15 protein-coding genes are annotated in these 18,040 nt (G+C 28.9%); 2 read left to right on the plus strand and 13 right to left on the minus strand.

What is annotated here, in order from left to right; all coding sequences use genetic code 11:
• A partial coding sequence (locus KGF50_RS14360) for a sensor histidine kinase (protein WP_227848684.1) occupies window positions 1-750 on the plus strand: 750 nt, incomplete at its 5' end.
• A 151-nt stretch (window positions 751-901) separates the two neighbouring features.
• Here KGF50_RS14360 and KGF50_RS14365 read toward each other — a convergent pair.
• From KGF50_RS14365 to KGF50_RS14415, 11 genes are all read right to left on the minus strand, one after another.
• Complete coding sequence (locus tag KGF50_RS14365) at window positions 902-1,897, minus strand: GGDEF domain-containing protein (protein ID WP_227848685.1); 996 nt, start codon at window positions 1,895-1,897, stop codon at window positions 902-904.
• 392 nt (window positions 1,898-2,289) lie between these two features.
• Window positions 2,290-3,792, minus strand: coding sequence for a phosphomannomutase/phosphoglucomutase (locus tag KGF50_RS14370; protein ID WP_227848686.1), 1,503 nt, complete (start codon window positions 3,790-3,792; stop codon window positions 2,290-2,292).
• Window positions 3,793-3,899: 107 nt separating this feature from the next.
• Window positions 3,900-4,565, minus strand: coding sequence for a ribulose-phosphate 3-epimerase (locus tag KGF50_RS14375; RefSeq protein WP_227848687.1), 666 nt, complete (start codon window positions 4,563-4,565; stop codon window positions 3,900-3,902).
• 32 nt (window positions 4,566-4,597) lie between these two features.
• On the minus strand, window positions 4,598-5,044 hold the full coding sequence (rpiB, locus tag KGF50_RS14380) for a ribose 5-phosphate isomerase B (protein ID WP_227829231.1): 447 nt from the start codon (window positions 5,042-5,044) through the stop codon (window positions 4,598-4,600).
• A gap of 139 nt (window positions 5,045-5,183) precedes the next feature.
• Entirely contained in the window at window positions 5,184-6,104 is a 921-nt protein-coding gene (locus tag KGF50_RS14385; protein ID WP_227848688.1) for a transketolase family protein, read from the minus strand.
• 2 nt (window positions 6,105-6,106) lie between these two features.
• Window positions 6,107-6,919: a transketolase gene (locus KGF50_RS14390; RefSeq protein WP_227829233.1), complete on the minus strand. Its 813-nt coding sequence runs from the start codon at window positions 6,917-6,919 to the stop codon at window positions 6,107-6,109.
• 90 nt (window positions 6,920-7,009) lie between these two features.
• Window positions 7,010-8,041, minus strand: coding sequence for a zinc-binding dehydrogenase (locus KGF50_RS14395; RefSeq protein ID WP_227432711.1), 1,032 nt, complete (start codon window positions 8,039-8,041; stop codon window positions 7,010-7,012).
• Window positions 8,041-9,093, minus strand: a complete 1,053-nt coding sequence (locus tag KGF50_RS14400; RefSeq protein WP_227432710.1) for a galactitol-1-phosphate 5-dehydrogenase — start codon at window positions 9,091-9,093, stop codon at window positions 8,041-8,043. The genes KGF50_RS14395 and KGF50_RS14400 overlap by 1 nt, the downstream gene beginning before the upstream one ends.
• A 130-nt stretch (window positions 9,094-9,223) precedes the next feature.
• Complete coding sequence (locus tag KGF50_RS14405) at window positions 9,224-10,498, minus strand: PTS galactitol transporter subunit IIC (protein ID WP_227848689.1); 1,275 nt, start codon at window positions 10,496-10,498, stop codon at window positions 9,224-9,226.
• Window positions 10,499-10,555: 57 nt separating this feature from the next.
• Window positions 10,556-10,831 (minus strand): PTS sugar transporter subunit IIB, encoded by a 276-nt coding sequence (locus KGF50_RS14410; protein ID WP_021385190.1) that lies wholly within the window; start codon window positions 10,829-10,831, stop codon window positions 10,556-10,558.
• A gap of 66 nt (window positions 10,832-10,897) precedes the next feature.
• The gene (locus tag KGF50_RS14415; protein ID WP_227848690.1) at window positions 10,898-11,356 is read right to left on the minus strand and encodes a PTS sugar transporter subunit IIA; all 459 of its coding nucleotides are present in this window, start codon (window positions 11,354-11,356) and stop codon (window positions 10,898-10,900) included.
• Window positions 11,357-11,843: 487 nt separating this feature from the next.
• Between KGF50_RS14415 and KGF50_RS14420 the strand changes: the two genes are divergently transcribed.
• Window positions 11,844-13,322 carry an arylsulfotransferase family protein gene (locus tag KGF50_RS14420; protein ID WP_227848691.1) on the plus strand — a complete coding sequence of 493 codons (1,479 nt, stop codon included), beginning with the start codon at window positions 11,844-11,846 and terminating at the stop codon, window positions 13,320-13,322.
• Between the two features lie 429 nt (window positions 13,323-13,751).
• Here the strand turns inward: KGF50_RS14420 and KGF50_RS14425 are convergent, their stop codons facing one another.
• Window positions 13,752-15,671: an extracellular solute-binding protein gene (locus KGF50_RS14425; protein WP_227848692.1), complete on the minus strand. Its 1,920-nt coding sequence runs from the start codon at window positions 15,669-15,671 to the stop codon at window positions 13,752-13,754.
• A gap of 6 nt (window positions 15,672-15,677) precedes the next feature.
• A complete protein-coding gene (locus tag KGF50_RS14430) occupies window positions 15,678-17,963 on the minus strand; it encodes a GGDEF domain-containing protein (RefSeq protein ID WP_227848693.1) in 2,286 nt (761 codons plus the stop codon).
• Window positions 17,964-18,040: the final 77 nt, after the last annotated feature.

Raw genomic sequence — 18,040 nt, forward strand, 5'->3', positions numbered from 1 at the left:
ATATCTGCTTTATCAAAAAGTATAAATAATATAACAGATGGTCTTGAAGCTGCTGTAGATGCTAATATAAAAAGTGAAAGAATGAAGACAGAGCTTATAACAAATGTATCTCATGACTTAAAAACTCCACTTACATCTATATTAAACTATGTTGATATGTTAAAAAATAATGACTTTGATAAAGAAACTATAAACGACTATATAAATATTTTAGATAAAAAATCACAAAGATTGAAATTATTAATAGAAGATATATTTGAAGCTTCTAAGCTTAGTAGTGGTGATGTAGAATTTAATATAACAAAAACTGATATAAAAGAGCTCTTAATTCAAAGTATAGTAGAACTTGAAGATAAAATTCAAATCAGTAATTTAGATTTTATAATAGAAACACCTGAAGAATCTGTACTTACTATGATAGATGGAAAAAAGACTTGGAGGGTATTTGAAAACCTGATAGGCAATATACTAAAATACTCTATGCCAAATACTAGAGTTTACATAGATATGTTTATAGAGGATGAAAATATAATAGTAACATTTAAAAATATTTCAAATGATAAACTAAATCTAAAACCAGAGGAATTAATAGAAAGATTTAGAAGAGGTGATATCTCGAGAAATACAGATGGCTCTGGTCTTGGCTTATCAATTTCTCAAAATATAATTGAATTACAAAATGCAGCCATGGAAATAATTATAGATGCTGATTTATTTAAGGTAACCCTTTCTTTTAAAAAAATTAATTAACATTAAATATATAAGGTTGTAAATTGCAAAATAATTTTTATTTTAAATTACGTGCTATAAATGGTTAACTTGCAATTTACAACCTTATTAAAATCATAAAACTATTTTTAATATACATATACACTTGTTTTAATATACATATATACTCACTCTAATATACAGTCTTATTTTTTCCTGATTTCTTAGCTTCATATAATTTTTTATCTGCCTCACTTAAAAATTCTTCAAAAGAATCAAAGTCTATCCATTCAGAAATTCCAATACTTACAGTTATTCTATAGTCAATATTTTTAAAATTATATTTAAGTAGACTATTATGAACTTTAGATTCAATATGAATTGCTTTTTCTATATTTTCTGTCAAAACAATAAATTCGTCCCCACCATATCTACCAGCAAATAAATAGTAATATTTAAATGATTGGATGATATAAGCCATCACTCTTATAACCTCATCTCCCACTAAATGCCCATAATTATCATTTACATGTTTAAAATTATCTATGTCAATTATCATTATTGCATAATTTTTAAGATTATCTTTAACCGTATATTTTATATTTCCCATAATGGCTCTTTGATTTAACAAACCAGTTAATTCATCCGTAATAGCTAGTTGCTGAAGCTTTCTGTTTGCCTCTAATAACATAATTTTTTGCTCTTCTATTTCTTTTGTTTTTTCATGAATAATGGCCTCTAATCTATTATTTTCCGCTTCCATTAAAGTTATTGGAAAATACTCGCCTATTTTTTGTAAATCATTTGCAACAGAAGTATGAACACTACTTATTAATACTTCTCCCTCACATTCAACACATAAGTATGTTATTCTTATTTCTACTTGAAAATTATAACCTTTTTTAGTTTTCTTACCAACTAAATACTCTCCAAATACAGTATATAAATTTTTTGAATATTCTTTACTATCTAGCCATAATTTTTCTAAGCTAAAACTATCTGGTGATTGTTTTACATACTCTTCTAATAAATACTCTACTTCTTCAATACTATTTCCTACTTCAAACTTTCCAGTACCAATCCAACATATATTTTTGTGAAAAAAAGACATACATTTTTTCACATCCCTCTCTACAAAATATGCATTTATAAACTCCTCAACACGTTCAACATATTTGTTCTTAAACATAATATTAATCCCCTTATCGTTCTAATAAAGTTATTATATCATGACATTGTGTATTTGGTTAAAGAAAAAAATTTATATCTATACATATTATATTTATTATACTTTTTTAGGAGTAAACAAGAAAAAAACCTCCTTGGAGGTCTCTTTCTAAATGTTGGGGTTTATATTTACATATTTATTTGATTATACCTTTTAGTGCGATATTAATACATTTTAAATTATATTTCTCTATAAATCATCATGTATTTCATCTCTCTGTATTTATAATATCACATAGAGTTTCCATAATCAGTTACATCTCTGTTACCTAAGATTACAATTTTGTAATATTTGTAATCTTAGGTATAAATTTACATCCATTCTTTAATATAAGTATATGTTTTTTATTAACCCTAAAGACCTTTTAAGTCATATTTTTCTAGGAAAAGTTTTAATTCAGAGTAAATTTCTTCTGCTCCACCAATTTTGTTTGATTCAATATTTAAAGCTAACAATGGCTCATGTAATGATATTCTAAGTAAAAACCAACCATCTCCATTTGCTTCATTACAATTGACTCTTATACCTTCAAAGTTATTTGGTGCAACAGACCATCCATCAACATCATTAACATGAGAATCTAATTCTTTTAATATATCTTCTGCATATGGTCTAAAGTCTTCTTTATTGATGTCTATTCTAACTTCTTTTTCTTCTTTTGCTTCTTCAAGGTTTTCTATCAATTCCTCTATAGTCTTTCCTTCTAGAGAAAGTTTTGCAACTTTTATTAAAATCTTAGCTATTAAATATGCTCCATCATCTAAAAAATAATTTTCTTTTAAAGCAGCATGTCCAGATGTCTCTATAGCTAAATGGCACTCTTCACCTTCGCTATTTAGTCTTATAGCTTCATTTATTACATTTTTATATCCTCTTTTAAATCTATGGTGTCTTCCTCCTAATTCGCTTATGAATTTAGCAAGACCTTCTGAAGTAATAGAATCAGTTACTATAGCTGTATTTGGATGTTCTTCTAATATTATTGATGATATAACAGCTATAAGAGCATTTTTATTTATTGGTTTACCATTTTTACCTACAATAGCAGCTCTATCTACATCTGTATCAAATATTATTCCTAAATCACTCTTATTATCTAATACGGCTTTACAGATACTTTCCATTGCTTCTTTATTTTCAGGATTTGGTATATGATTTGGGAACATACCGTCTGGGTTCAAAAATTGACTACCTGTTGTATCTGCTCCCAGCATGTGTAAAACTTTTTCAGCAAAAAAACCTCCAGCTCCATTTCCTGCATCAACTAGTATTTTAAGTCCAGAAAAAGGCTTTTCATAGTTTTTACTTGAGTTTACACCTATTCTAATTTTATCTATCAATAAATTAGAATAATCTTCTACTAAATCTTTTACTACAACTGTACCTTTTTTGTCTACTCCTTCAGACTGTACACTATCATTTTTAACAGCTATATCCAACATTTCTTTTATATCAACTTTTTCTAGACCACCATTTTCTGTAAAAAACTTTAATCCATTATAGTAGTAAGGTAAATGGCTAGCTGTAATCATAATTGACCCATCAGAGTGGTATCCATCCATGATAGTTGTCATAAACATTGCTGGTGTTGTAGCAATTTCACAATCAATTACATCACAATTATCATTAATCAAAGTTTCAATGACAGTATTTCTAAACTGACTTCCTGTTATTCTAGAATCAGTTCCTATTGCAACAGTTACTTTGTCTTTTTTAGTTTTTTCTTTTAACCAAATATGAAATGCTTTAGCTATTTTTTTTACTTCTTCTACAGTTAAATTAACTTCCTTAGAATCATTTTTATATGCTATTCCTCTAATATCTGTCCCGTTTTGCAGTTTGTATATGTCACCCATAAACATTCTCCTTACTCAATTAAAATTTTTATTAAATATTATAAAATTCCTAACTTATTTAAAATTTACATTATCTAAATATACAAATTTTATAATTTTATTATTAATTATTTTATGCTTTCTTTTAGCTCTTTTATCTTCTCTTTATATGAAATTGGTGGTTTGTCATTAAATAAAGCTGAAGTACCGACAACATATATATCGACTTTTTTACCATTCATAAGTCTAATAGTATCTTTATTTATGTTTCCATCAACTTCTATAAATGGAGGATTATCGTAATCTTTTAATATCTCTGTAAGCTTATCTAATTTATCTAAAACAGAGAGATTAAACTTTTGACCTGCAAATCCTGGATTTACTGTCATTACTAAGATACCCTCAACTAAACCTATATATTCTTCTATTTTATCTACACTAGTTTGAGGACTTATCGCTAACACTGGACCTATTCCATAATCTCTCAACTTTTGTATATCAGCTTTTACATCTGTGCTTGATTCCACATGAAAAGAAATATACTTTGGTTTTATATAAGACATCATATCAATATATTCATTTGGAGTTTCTGTAGCTAAATGAATATCTAAAGGTATAGTTGTATTTTCGCTTATTGATTTTAATAGTTCTGGTCCCATAGCTAAGTTTTTGACAAATATTCCATCCATAACATCACAGTGAAGCAATTTTACATCAGCCTCTTCAAGAGCTTCTAGTTCTTTTTTTAAATTCATTTGGTCTGCACACATTATTGAAGCACAAATAATAGACATAACTCTCCTCCTTAGTTATAAATTTTCATTATTTATAAGTTCTCATTTTCTATATCATCAATCATTTGTAATCTTCTTGCATGTCTTTCTCCATTATAACTTGAATTTAACCATTCTTCAACAATTCTCATCGCTAATCCTTTTCCAATAACTCTTTCCCCTAAACAAAGTACATTTGTATTATTGTGTTCTCTCGTAGCTTGAGCTGAAAAACAATCTGACACAACTGCTGCTCTAATTCCTTTAAATTTATTTGCGGCAATAGACATACCTATTCCTGTACCACAACAAAGTATCCCTAAATCTGATTTTTTACTTTGAACATTTTGACTTACTTTTTTTGCATATATTGGAAAATCTACACTTTCTTTTGAATTTGTTCCTACATCTTCAACTTCTATACCTTTATTTATTAAGTTTTCTTTTATAAATTCCTTTAACTCGTAACCACCATGGTCACACCCGATAGATATTTTCATTAAAAAGCACCCCTTTTTATATAATATTTTACAATTATCGTAAAAATAAAGCTGTCCCATTGTAGAAATTTCTTTCTATTTTTAAGACAGCTTTAAGTGATTTATATCAAATCAATTTATTATTCAATGATATTTACATCTATAATAATTCTTTTATATTTTTTACTATATCTTCAGCAGTTAATCCGTAATGTTTTAATAAGTCTGCTGGTGTACCTGATTGACCAAATACATCCTTAACACCAATTCTTCTAACTACTACATCTTTAGTTTCTGCTAAAGCTTCACATACAGCTGAACCTAAACCACCAATTATACTGTGCTCTTCTGCTGTAACTACTTTTCCAGTTTTCTTAGCACTTTCTTTTATTAATGTTTCATCTAAAGGTTTTATTGTAGCTATATTAACAACTTCTACATTTACACCTTCTTTAGCAAGTTCTTCTGCTGCTTCTAATGCTTTTGCTACCATTATTCCTGTAGCTATTACTGTTATATCAGAACCTTCTCTTAAAACAGTTCCTTTTCCTATTTCAAATTTATAGTTTTCACTGTTTACATCTGGAGTTGCAGCTCTACCTAATCTTATATATACAGGTCCATTATAATCAATAGATGCAAATATTGCTTGTCTTGCTTCTAAAGCATCTGCTGGATTTAACACAACCATATTTGGTATACCTCTCATTAAAGATATATCTTCTATAGCTTGATGGCTTCCTCCATCTTCTCCTACTGTTACTCCTGCATGAGTAGCTGCTATTTTAACATTTAATTTTGGATATGCTACAGAGTTTCTTATTTGCTCATAGCCTCTACCTGCTGCAAATATTGCAAAAGTACTTGCAAAAGGTATTTTTCCACAAGTAGCAAGACCTGCTGCTGTACCAATCATGTCACCTTCTGCTATCCCCATATCAAAAAATCTATCTGGGGCAACTTCTTTAAATGATATACTTTTTGTAGCTTTTCCTAAGTCTGCATCCAATACTACTATATCTTTATTTTCTGAAAGTTCTTTTAACACTTGTCCGTAAGCTTCTCTAGTTGCTATTCCCATTCCTATAGACCTCCTTCTAAATCTTTCAATGCTTGTTCTGCTTGTTCTGCATTTGGAGCTGTTCCATGCCATGCAGCATTATTTTCCATAAATGAAACACCTTTACCTTTTACAGTTTTAGCTATTATTACTGTTGGTTTTCCTGTAACTTTTTTAGCTTCATCTATTGCATTTCCTATTTCATCAAAACAATGTCCATTTATTACTATTACATTCCATCCAAAAGATTTGAATTTGTCATCTACTGGACTAACATTCATTACTTCTTCATTAGAACCATCTATTTGTAATCCATTTAAGTCAACAAATGCAATTAAGTTATCCAATTTATAATGTGATGCTGTCATTGCAGCTTCCCATACTTGACCTTCTTGGATTTCTCCATCACCTAATATAGTATACACTGTGTAGTCTTTATTATCTAATTTTCCAGCTAGTGCCATACCATTTGCAGCAGATAAACCTTGTCCAAGAGAACCAGTAGACATATCTATTCCTGCTACTTTTTTCATGTCTGGATGTCCTTGTAACTTAGAACCAAATTTTCTAAGTGTCAATAATTCTTCTTCTGGGAAAAATCCTTTTTCTGCTAATGTAGCATATAAAGCTGGTGCTGCATGACCTTTTGATAGAACAAATCTATCTCTATCATCCATTTTTGGGTTTTCTACACATATGTTCATTTTATCAAAATATAACACTGTTAACATATCAGCTATTGATAATGAACCACCTGGATGCCCGCTTTTAGCTTCTGCAACCATTTTTATTATGTTTTTTCTAATATTATTAGAATGATCTCTAAGAGTGCTCATACTTTTTTCCTCCTGTTATTTTTTAAGACCTTGCATTTTTTATCCTACAGTAGATTTTACAATTTTTTTTAAAATAATACAAATGTTTTTTTAAGATTTTACTGCAACTTTTATTTCTTCTCCGTTCATTAAAGCTGTAATACCCTCTTTAAATTCGTCTAAACCAACAGTTCTTGTAACTAATGCTTCTGTATTTACTTTTCCACTAGCCATTAAATCTAATGCTATAATCCAAGAACTTGGTTTTTGTGATCTACTTCCAATATATTGTAACTCTCTTTGGATTATTGCTTCTTGATCCATTTCATTTAGTTTTTTGGCAAATATTCCAACTTGTACGAAAGTTCCTTTCTTTCTAAGTAATCTTAAAGCTTCATTAACTGCTGGCATAAATCCAGAACAATCAAAGCCTTTATTTACTCCATTTCCATCAGTCATTTCATTTACTACATCTGCTAGACTTTCTTCCATTACGTTTACAGTTCTATCTACTCCAAGGTTTTTAGCTATTTCTAATCTTTCTTTATCTTTTGTAACACCAGACATTATAACTGTAGCACCTTGAGATTTAACAACTTGAGCTAATAATAAACCTATTGGTCCTGGTCCTATTATTAATACTGTATCATCACTTTCTATAGTAGTTTTTTCAAGAGCTGCATGAACACAACAAGCTAGTGGCTCTGTAAGAGCTGCTGATAATAAAGATACATTTTCAGGAAGTACATGTATGCTTTCTTCTCTTGATAATACATACTCAGCAAAACTTCCATCTGCTTGAGTACCAATACCTTTTCTAGTTGGGCATAAATTATAGTCTTTAGTTGCACAATATATACATTTTTCACAAGTTGCAAAAGTAGTTTCTGATGTAACTCTATCTCCTACCTTTATATTTTTAACATCTTCACCAATTTCTACAACAATTCCAGAAAATTCATGACCTAGTGTTACTGGAGCTTTTATATTTGCATATTCACCTTTAAATGAATGTATATCTGAACCACATATACCACTGTATTCTACTTTTATTTTTACTTTATCTCCTGTAGCTTTTGGCTCTTCTACTTCTAATACTTCTACATTATCATAGCCTGGTTTAGTTTTAACTACTGCCTTCATTATTTTTCAACCCCTTGTGGTAAAATTAATATCTTATTAAATTCTTCTTTTCTATCTCTTATCATTTCAAATGCTTTATAAGTATCTTCAAGTGAAAATCTATGAGATACCATTTCTTTTAATTTTATTTTTCCTTCATTAACTAGAGTGATTCCTTTAGTCCATTCTTGTCCTGGGAATGGTGCAGAATAAGAATTCCAGAAACCTTTTAATTCTAGTTCTTTTCTAAATATATTTTCAAATGCTTCCTCAGATAAAGTTATATCTGAATATGCTATTCCTAAAAATCCTATTTTACTTTTCTTTTTAGTTATAAGTAAACATTGTTCTTGAGTTATTTTAGAACCTGCACATTCAAGTGCTATATCAACACCTTTTCCACCAGTAAGTTCTTTTATTTTTTCTACTGGGTTTACATCTTTAGCATTAATTATTATATCAGCACCTAATTCTTTTGATTCTCTTAATTTATTATCAGATATATCAACAGCTATAATTGTTCCAGCTCCTGCTATCTTAAGTCCTTGTATTACTAGTTGACCCATTGTTCCACTACCCATTACAGCTACAGTATCTCCAACTTGAATACCTATATTAAGTACTCCATGCATAGCAACTGCAAGTGGTTCTATCATAGCAGCATCTTCAAAATCCATGTCTCCTATTGGTAAAACATTTGTAGCTTTTATGTTTGCATATTCTGCAAAAGCTCCAAAAGTTTTAGCTCCTAACATACCATGGTCATCACATAATGAAAATAACCCTCTCTTACAATATTCACATTCATTGCAAGGTATAAAAGGAATTGCAACTACTCTATCTCCAACTTTTACATTTTTTACATCCTTACCAACTTCTGCAATTACTCCAGAAAATTCATGTCCTGGTATAGCTGGAACTGGATATTTCCAATGTTTTAATACTCTTGGAGGATCTGACCCACATATTCCTGCTGCCATAACTTTTATTTTTACTTCATCACTTTCACATGGTTTTATTTCTATATCTTCAAATCTCATATCATTTGTGCCATGTAATACTGCTGCTTTCACGATAAATCTCCTCCTTTTGTATTTTGTATTTTTAAAAAATTTATAAAAAATATTACTCTTTTTTAGTAGCTGCTAAATGTTAAATTTTCGCATACTTTACTAAAAAAGAGTAATCTCTATTAACTAAATATTAGAATATTCCAAGTGAAGAAACTAATTGAGATAATTTCAATATTCCCCATTTTAGTAAGTTACCACCTGTATCTATACTTGTAACCATTGTTGTTCCTTCTGGCATCATATTTGCTTGTTGTAATAATTGTGTATGAACATCTGCAAAATTTGTAGCCATATAAAGTGATATAGCTATTACTATAGTTCCTGTTATAACTGATTGAACTATATTACCTTTTCTAAAACATACTATAAATGCCATATAGAATGGTATTGTCGCTAAGTCACCAAATGGTAAAACTTTATTTCCTGGTAATATAACTGCTAAGAATAAAGTTATAGGAACAAGTATAAGAGCTGTTGATATAACTGCTGGATGACCAGTTGCTACTGCTGCATCTAGACCTATATAAAGTTCTCTATCTCCATATTTTGCTTGTAAGAAGTCTCTTATTGATTCTGAAATTGGAATTAAACCTTCCATTAATATTCTAACCATTCTAGGCATAAGTAACATTACTGCACCCATTGATATACCCACATTGAATATTCCTGCCACATCGTATCCAGCAAGTGCTCCAAGTATTATACCTAGTATAATCCCCATCATCATTGGTTCACCAAATATACCGAATTTTTTTTGTATAGAATCTGGGTCTGCTTGTATTTTATTTATTCCTGGTATTTTTTCAACAAATTTACCTACTAAATATCCAAGTGGAGCAAATGAAGCTGTTGAACCAGTTGGTAATGCTATACCTTCCAAATCATAAAACTCCTGAACATTCTTGGCTGTTTTTTCTGCAATAAATAGTACTACTAATTCCATTAATATCGCACAGAATATAGCCCAAATATAACTTCCTGTTACTATATATCCAACTGCACCTGCTACTATAAAGTGCCAATAATTCCATATATCAACGTTTAATATCTTTGTTTTATTGAAGTATAATAATAGTAAGTTTACTAGTAAACAAACTGGTATTAATATTGGTGCAACTGGTGAAGCCCATGTTGCTGATGCTGTTGTTGGCCAACCAACATCTATTACTGTTAAGTTAAGTCCAAATCTTTCAACCATTCCTTGAGCTGCTGGACCTAGTGTTGAAGTTAATAGGTTTACAACTAAGTTTATACCCACAAACCCTATACCAATTGTAAGACCTGATTTTAAAGCTTTTGTAAACTTAATTCTAAATATCATTCCTAAGACTACAATTGTTATTGGTAGTATTACTGTTGGTCCCATGTTTAAAATATACTGTACTACTGCTAATAATTTATCCATTTATAAATCCTCCTTTTTCTGTTTTTTAAATATGATTTCAATTTATTTATGATAGGATTATTTTAAAGCATCTAATATTTTTTTATCTAATGCTGCTGTATTTACTCCAGTTATATATGCTGTTGCTTTTATTGCTGGTATATTATAAGTTGTTGGCAATATAGTTGTTGATACTATTAAATCTGCTCCATCTTGCTTTGTTGCACATTCAGCTATTTTGCATTGTATAACTTCTGCTTGTATATTATTTTCTTTAACTAATCTTTCTACCTTGTCACAAACTACTGTTGATGTTGCTATTCCTGCTCCACATGCTACTAATATTTTTTTCATTTTTATTTCCTCCTAATAATTTTTATTGTCTTATTTTTATTGTTAGTACTTTTTATTCTTTTATTTTTATAAAGACTTTATTGTCTTTAAAACTTCTTCTTTATCAGTAGAATCTATTATCTTCTCAACTAATTCTTTATTTTGCATAATGCCCATTAATTCTGTTAGTACAGATAATTGACTATGTGGTTGATTAAGCCCCAAAACGAAAGCCAGATTTACAGATACTTTTTCATCTTGGTCTTCCATAGAACTGAATACTACTGGTTCATTAAAAGTACAGACTGCTATAAATTGTTCTTTAATATATTCTGCATCTGTATGTGGTATTGCTACTCCATAATCACCTAAGTTTAAACCTGTTGGAAATACATTTTCTCTTCCTAGTATTTTTTCTCCAAATTCTTCTTTTACAAAGCCTAATTCAAAAACTTTATTATGTATTTCCTTAAAGAAATCTTCTTTTGTTTTACAATCCATTTTAAGGTTTATAACTTTATCACTTACAAAATTTATAAACTCCATATTTGCACCTCCTAATTGCTCTTATCTCATATCTTGTTTTTCTTGCCTTTATATAAAGCATATGCCGTGCCAAAAAGTGGCTTTTTTTGTGAAATAAGAGAAAATGTTTTCCCTGAAATAATGTTCAATCATAGGATTTTAGCCAACTTTCATAGATAAATTTTTTTAAATTTTTATTTTAATTTTTACTTGTTAATCACTTAACTAACCATACATTTTTATATTTTCGTGGTTTTTTTTGTTATAGAAATGGTTTTTTTATTTTTTATGGATGGTTTTTTCTGTTTGTTAGTTATTTTATAAAATTATTAAATCTAAATAGCATTAATTTTCGTATTTATTGTTTAGTTATTTTAATATGAATGAACTTTCATATAATTGTCTAGCAAAATTCACGTTACGCATAATTAAATTCATAGTATGTTTTTATTTATATAATAAAATCAATATGAAAATATAAAAAACTTAATATGAAAAGGAGATAAAAATGAAAAGAAAAAATTTATTAAAGATAGTATTTTTATGTAGTATTTTATTTGTTTCTGGTGTTTTCGCAAAACAAGTCTTTGCATCTCAAAGTAAATCAAAAAAAACACTTAATATGACTATAAATGGTTATGATGTAATACTATCTAAAGAAGGTATTTTTAATAGTCAAAACGTAAAGCAACTTAATTCAACAAATCAAAATAGTATAACAATAAAAAATCCTAAAAGTGTAAGCAGTGTCAAAATAGATGATAAAGAAATTAATCTAAATAATAAATCTACTTTTAAGTTAAAAGAAATAAATAGCTCTTCTAAAGTAAAAATATCTGTAATGTATAATGGTGAAAGCTCATATAGAAATTATTATATAAATTCTCTTTCAAAAGATTTTCCAAAGTATACTGTTACTGCAAACAGCCCTTATGATGGTGATTATTATCTTACTACACATAATGAAGAACATAATTTTGTATTTAAATTAAATAACCAAGGAAATATAATTTTTTACAAGGAAGTCGAATCAAATCCTTTTGATTTCAAGAAAATAACTACAGATAATGGTAAAATTAGATATGGATATTTACTTCAAGATAAGGACTCAACAAAGCGAATAAGTGCTGTTGGATACTCACCAACATATCTTGTGATATTAGATGAAAATTATAATGAAATAAATAAAATTACTATGGAGAAAAGTAAAAACATAGAATCTGGTACTGAGTTAGAAAACCATGACTTTATATATATAAATGATAATCACTATATTGTTTCTAGCTATCAAAAAACTAAGGCAACAAATATTCCTTCAAACTTAAGTAAAGGAAATTCACCTTATGTAGTAAATAGTGTACTACAAGAAATAAAGAATGGAAAAGTTGTATGGCAATGGGAAAGCATTGACCATGAAAATCTATATGCAGAAAGTGTTGAACAAAATAATTTCAGTGAAAAAAGTGATACATCCTTAGATTATGTACATTTTAATTCTATGACTATCGACCCAAAAGACGGAAATATAATCTGCTCATTCAGAAATTTAGATGAGGTGATTAAATTAGATAGAAAGACAGGAGAAATTATTTGGACTCTAGGAGGATTAGGCGATGAGTTCAATTTAACAGATAATCAAAAGTTTTCAAGACAACATAACGCTAGAATTACAGATGATGGATATATAACTTTGTATGATAATGGTGTAAAAAATAAATCTACAAGAGTCGTAAAAATAAAATTGGATGAAGAAAATAAAAAAGTTACTGAATATCACTCATATGACATAAATGATTACTACAAATATATGGGTTCAGTTCAAGAAATAGATAGCGAAAAAGATGTATTCTTAGTTGGAACTGGTGGAAAGGCTGGAGAAAAGCAAGATTTAGTGGCTATGGAAAAAGATTTTACTAATAATAAAGTTTATTTTAGATTCTCCTTCAAGAGTGGTGAAAGTATGTATAGATGTTATAAAATTCAATAAAAAACTTACACTTCCTTTTGCTTTTTCCCCTGTTACAATAACTTTATATGTTCCACTTTCACTAATCTTTAATTGAAATGAACCTGTAGGAATATTTTTATCATACAAATATATCAAATTATTCTATTCCTTAATTTTAATATAAAAAGCAGGTGCCAACTTTTATGTTGTTATAACACCTGCTTTAATGTTAGAAAATCACTATAACACCAACATATTTGGTATTTTTCTGCCTACTGTTTTTAATTGCTTATATTCTACTAGATACTCCTATTTATTTGGTATATGTATAAATTATTATAATGCATATTTTATATTTTATTACTGTTCTTTCCCAGCATCTGCATATACAAACCCTTATAATTCTAAAATTTTATAAATTAATATAAAAAAGAATTATTATTTACACCTATATTTTCATTTAATTTGTTACGGTTTTGCTACTACAAACCTCTTGTCTTCACTAGGAGAAACACTTTTTTGTTTTTCTATATATTCTGTTATTATATCTGTAATTTTAATATTTGTCTTATCACACTTCTTAATATATTTATCTGGAACACTATAGTCCATAACAGCAATTGAATATGATTTATTTAAATCTATATAGTTTCCTTCTGCGGTTGTAATTTTTTTAATTCGTTTACCTGGCTTATCTGTTGGAGAGTACTCCATTTTAAGACCTGAAAAATAATAAAACCATCCACTACTATCATTGTCCACAGTTATAGAATGTTCTAAAGTATCAAGAAGGTCTTTACCAGTCATAGTTATCTTCCATAGTGTACCAGTTTCTCCATGCTTTAAATCTGGAAATACACGCTGTATATCTGTTGTAGTAATATCACCTTTATAAAACTTAGCACTAACACCCTTACCATTATAGCGTCCATCTTTACCATTATCTAAAAACAATGCCATTTCACACCCACTTTTAGCACGCATAGCATCTGTTATAAGATTCCCTGTTTCAATCATAGAAAAATCATTTGTAGCATTTCCAATTATCTTAGGACTTATAACTTTTGAAGAAGATGTATTCTGTTTATCAACCATTTTTATAACATCATTTTTATCTAATGTTCCATTTATCATTCCAGCAAGACCATTACGTAATGAACTTTGAATATTTTTAAAAGTAGGGAAAATAGCATATCGTCCATGTTCTAAAGATGGTAATAAAGGTTTTAGTTCAGGTTCACTTGGCAATGCCATACCTTTTAAGCTTGAAAACATACCACCAGTATCACTAGACAATGCTTTTTGACCTTCAGGTGTACTAATATAATCCATCAACTGCATTACTAAATCATATTTTTCTTTATTTTTTGATTCAGTTAAATGTTTATTAAGACCAATATAGCAGACCATGTATAGTCTAGCCCAATCTCCATCTTCTCCAGGGCTAAAAAATGGCATAAGAGCAAATTCATCAGTAGACCCAGTTTGAGCAAAAGCTGAACGTCCTAATAAATTGGAGTCTTCTGTCATAGCACACTGACGAGTAAATAACATATTTTGACTATCTTGATAATGTAGGTTCAAATCATTCTTCTTCAATATACCTTTTTGAATAAGTTCCTGAAAAACATCTAAAGAAGGCTTAAAGTGGTCACCAAAACTTCCATTTCCGTTATTATAATTATCAAGCCACTTAGCATCTTCAGGTTTACTAAAACTATTCGCATAGTTAAAGCCAACAAATGGTGTATCCAATACTTCTTCATTCCCAAGACTCAATTGTAATGAACGTATACCAGTTTTCTCAATTTTTTGACAGAGTTCAACAAACTCATTATAATTTTTAGGAACATCCCAGCCATTTTCTTCAAATAACGTTTTATTATAGACAATAGCACGTATAGTCGCAGGGCCTGGTAAATAGTAAAGCTTTCCATCTCTAGTAATAGGCTTAAGCATAGATGTATTATATTTACTGGTAAATGTCATACCAGACAAATCAATAAGTCGGTCATCCCAATATTCCTCCCCTACATCTAGTGGCCAAGTCATAACTATATCAGTTAAATCATCATGTTCTAGACGCGTTTTATATTCCTCTGCTAGAGTAGTATTAGCTGTATAGTTTCCAACTTGGACAATATCAATATTAGGAAATTTTTCTTCAACACTTTTTTCAAAATTATTAATTGAAAAAGCATACTTCACCAAAATAGTAATAGGAGTTCGATTATCTTGGGTTACTTTTTGTGTTAGAATATCTTCTGTTTCATTTTTTGCACACCCACAAGTTATAAAAGTTACAAAAATACTAAGTAAAATTAATACCAAGGATAGTTTGATTTTATAAAAGTGTTTTAAACATTTAAGCTTCAAACATTGTAGCATATAGTATCACTCCTCGTCATTTTCTGGTAACCCAAATAAAAGTTCTTCAAAATTTGAAATTGGCATTGGTTTTGCAAATACATATCCTTGAATATAGTCACAGCCAATTTCCTTTAACATTTTTACTTGATTATAATCTTCAACACCTTCTGCCACAGTAGTCATAGAAAGTGATTTTGCCATATTAATGATACTACTTACTACAGACTTAGTACGATCATAGTTGTTTTTAGTATTTCTAAAAAATATTTTATCTAATTTTAATGTATCTACAGGTATATCCTGTATAAGATTTAGTGAAGAATATCCGCTTCCAAAATCATCCATAGAGCATCCAAATCCTATTGAGTGAATTTCATCTATAATATCAGATAAACGTTCAGTATCTTCATATACCATGTTTTCTGTCAGCTCAATTTCAATATACTGCGCAGGCACACTATAATGAGAGAAAATCTCATAATACTTATCTAGAAAATTCTCATCTTTTAACTGAATCCTTGAACAGTTTACAGAGATTTTTATCAATTCTTGCCCTTCATCTATCCATCTTTGTAAAGTCATACATACATTTTCAAATACACATAAATCTATATTTACAATAAATCCATTTTTCTCAAACAGTGGGATAAATGCATCTGGATAAATCATACCCTCTGATTTACTAATCCAACGTACTAATGCCTCTGCCCCTCCTATTTTTTCATTTTCAGTCATATATTTAGGCTGTAAATATACCTGGAATTCTCCATCTTCTAAAGCTTTTTCCATCATATCTTCTAATTGTTTTTCACGTACTAATTGTTGACGAACTTTTTCATTATAAATAGAGTACTTTATCTTATTATTTTTAAAATCTTTTGTAGAATCACGAAGTGCAAGTTTTGCACGGTCAGTCATGTATGGAAATTCCATAGAAATATCATTAATTATAAAAACACCAAACTGGATAGAAAGAGAAGCCCATTCAAATCCATACTTTCCAGAATTTTTCATGATAGCGTTATACCAATCTTCAAATCTTTTAGTGAGAGATAAATCTTCACTATATGATATAAGTACACAGAAATTGTCTGCAAATAACCTGCCCATACATTCATTAGGAGCTAAAAGAGCTGTTATACCATCATATACTCCACGTAATATAGAATCTCCTGCTTCTCTTCCAAACTGGTCATTTAGCATTTTAAACTTTTCAATATTCATATATACAAGTGCATATTGTTCAGATGATTGCTTCAGTAAATCACCTGAAATATTATAAAATCGTTGTATTGTATTTCCTCCAGTCACAGTGTCTACATATGCAATCTGTTCTAAATTCTTCTTATGTCGATAAAAAGATATTACTAAAACTATTGTAAGAATTGCAAACGCTAGTGTTATAAAACCACATAATAATAATGTAATCTTTAACAATAAATTGGATTTTGCATTTACTACAGATACTGGTACAAAAGTTAATAGATACCAATCTTCCTGTCCAATAGGAATATATACCATGTATTCATGTGAACCATTTAATTTAAATCCTATTTGCCCACTACGATTATTATTTATATCATTCTTCATTTTATTGAAGTCACTGTTAGGGTCTAATTGAGATTGACTTATAGTACTAAGGATATTATATCCTGTTTTTTCAGCAATAAGAGATGATGAACGAACTACAACAGTACCATCTTTATTAATAATATGTGAATATGCTTGATTGTTAAATGAAGTCATAGACAGAACTTTATCAAATGATTCAGGAGAATAACTTATCGCAAGTGCAACTATATTTGTATTATCAATATTCACATTATCTAGTGGTATGGCAAAAACTATACATTCTTTATTGTCTATCATTTGTGATACAGACATAGACTCTTTTTTATTTATGACAGCATCTTGAAGGTATGTATCACTACTAAGAGATACTGATTTACCATCAGAATTATATGCAACTCCATTTTCATCAATCATCATAATATCTTGGCAATCCCAGTATTTTTTTTGAGAATCCATTATAGGCTTTGCTTTCTGAAAAGAATCAATATTTGTATTTTTTATTATTGATGCTATTGTATCTAATATAGAGTAACTATCATCAATAATTTTACTTACATTACTGCCTATTCTATTAGATATTTCTTGAAGATAGTTACTACTTTCCTCTTGCACAGTATTTCGCAATTTACAATAATATTTAAAGCATATTATACCCATAAAAAAGCATACAACTATGAATACTATTGCTATTGTTCTAACCATTTGTGTGCTGTTTAAAGTTTTTCTTTTTACACTCATATAATATCCCCTTGAATAATTAAATCTAAATATGTATGAACAATTAAAAATTTCGACTTTAAATTAAACTTAACAAG

The sequence above is a fragment of the Clostridioides sp. ZZV15-6598 genome (genome assembly GCF_020657705.1).
Classification (GTDB): domain Bacteria; phylum Bacillota; class Clostridia; order Peptostreptococcales; family Peptostreptococcaceae; genus Clostridioides; species Clostridioides difficile_F.

Bases quoted from the DNA above. Each gene is read 5' to 3' on its own strand.
- KGF50_RS14365 (WP_227848685.1), bottom strand. From the start codon at position 1,897: ATGTTTAAGAACAAATATGTTGAACGTGTTGAGGAGTTTATAAATGCA.
- KGF50_RS14370 (WP_227848686.1), bottom strand. From the start codon at position 3,792: ATGGGTGACATATACAAACTGCAAAACGGGACAGATATTAGAGGAATA.
- KGF50_RS14375 (WP_227848687.1), bottom strand. From the start codon at position 4,565: ATGTCTATTATTTGTGCTTCAATAATGTGTGCAGACCAAATGAATTTA.
- rpiB (WP_227829231.1), bottom strand. From the start codon at position 5,044: ATGAAAATATCTATCGGGTGTGACCATGGTGGTTACGAGTTAAAGGAA.
- KGF50_RS14385 (WP_227848688.1), bottom strand. From the start codon at position 6,104: ATGGGAATAGCAACTAGAGAAGCTTACGGACAAGTGTTAAAAGAACTT.
- KGF50_RS14390 (WP_227829233.1), bottom strand. From the start codon at position 6,919: ATGAGCACTCTTAGAGATCATTCTAATAATATTAGAAAAAACATAATA.
- KGF50_RS14395 (WP_227432711.1), bottom strand. From the start codon at position 8,041: ATGAAGGCAGTAGTTAAAACTAAACCAGGCTATGATAATGTAGAAGTA.
- KGF50_RS14405 (WP_227848689.1), bottom strand. From the start codon at position 10,498: ATGGATAAATTATTAGCAGTAGTACAGTATATTTTAAACATGGGACCA.
- KGF50_RS14410 (WP_021385190.1), bottom strand. From the start codon at position 10,831: ATGAAAAAAATATTAGTAGCATGTGGAGCAGGAATAGCAACATCAACA.
- KGF50_RS14415 (WP_227848690.1), bottom strand. From the start codon at position 11,356: ATGGAGTTTATAAATTTTGTAAGTGATAAAGTTATAAACCTTAAAATG.
- KGF50_RS14420 (WP_227848691.1), top strand. From the start codon at position 11,844: ATGAAAAGAAAAAATTTATTAAAGATAGTATTTTTATGTAGTATTTTA.
- KGF50_RS14425 (WP_227848692.1), bottom strand. From the start codon at position 15,671: ATGCTACAATGTTTGAAGCTTAAATGTTTAAAACACTTTTATAAAATC.
- KGF50_RS14430 (WP_227848693.1), bottom strand. From the start codon at position 17,963: ATGAGTGTAAAAAGAAAAACTTTAAACAGCACACAAATGGTTAGAACA.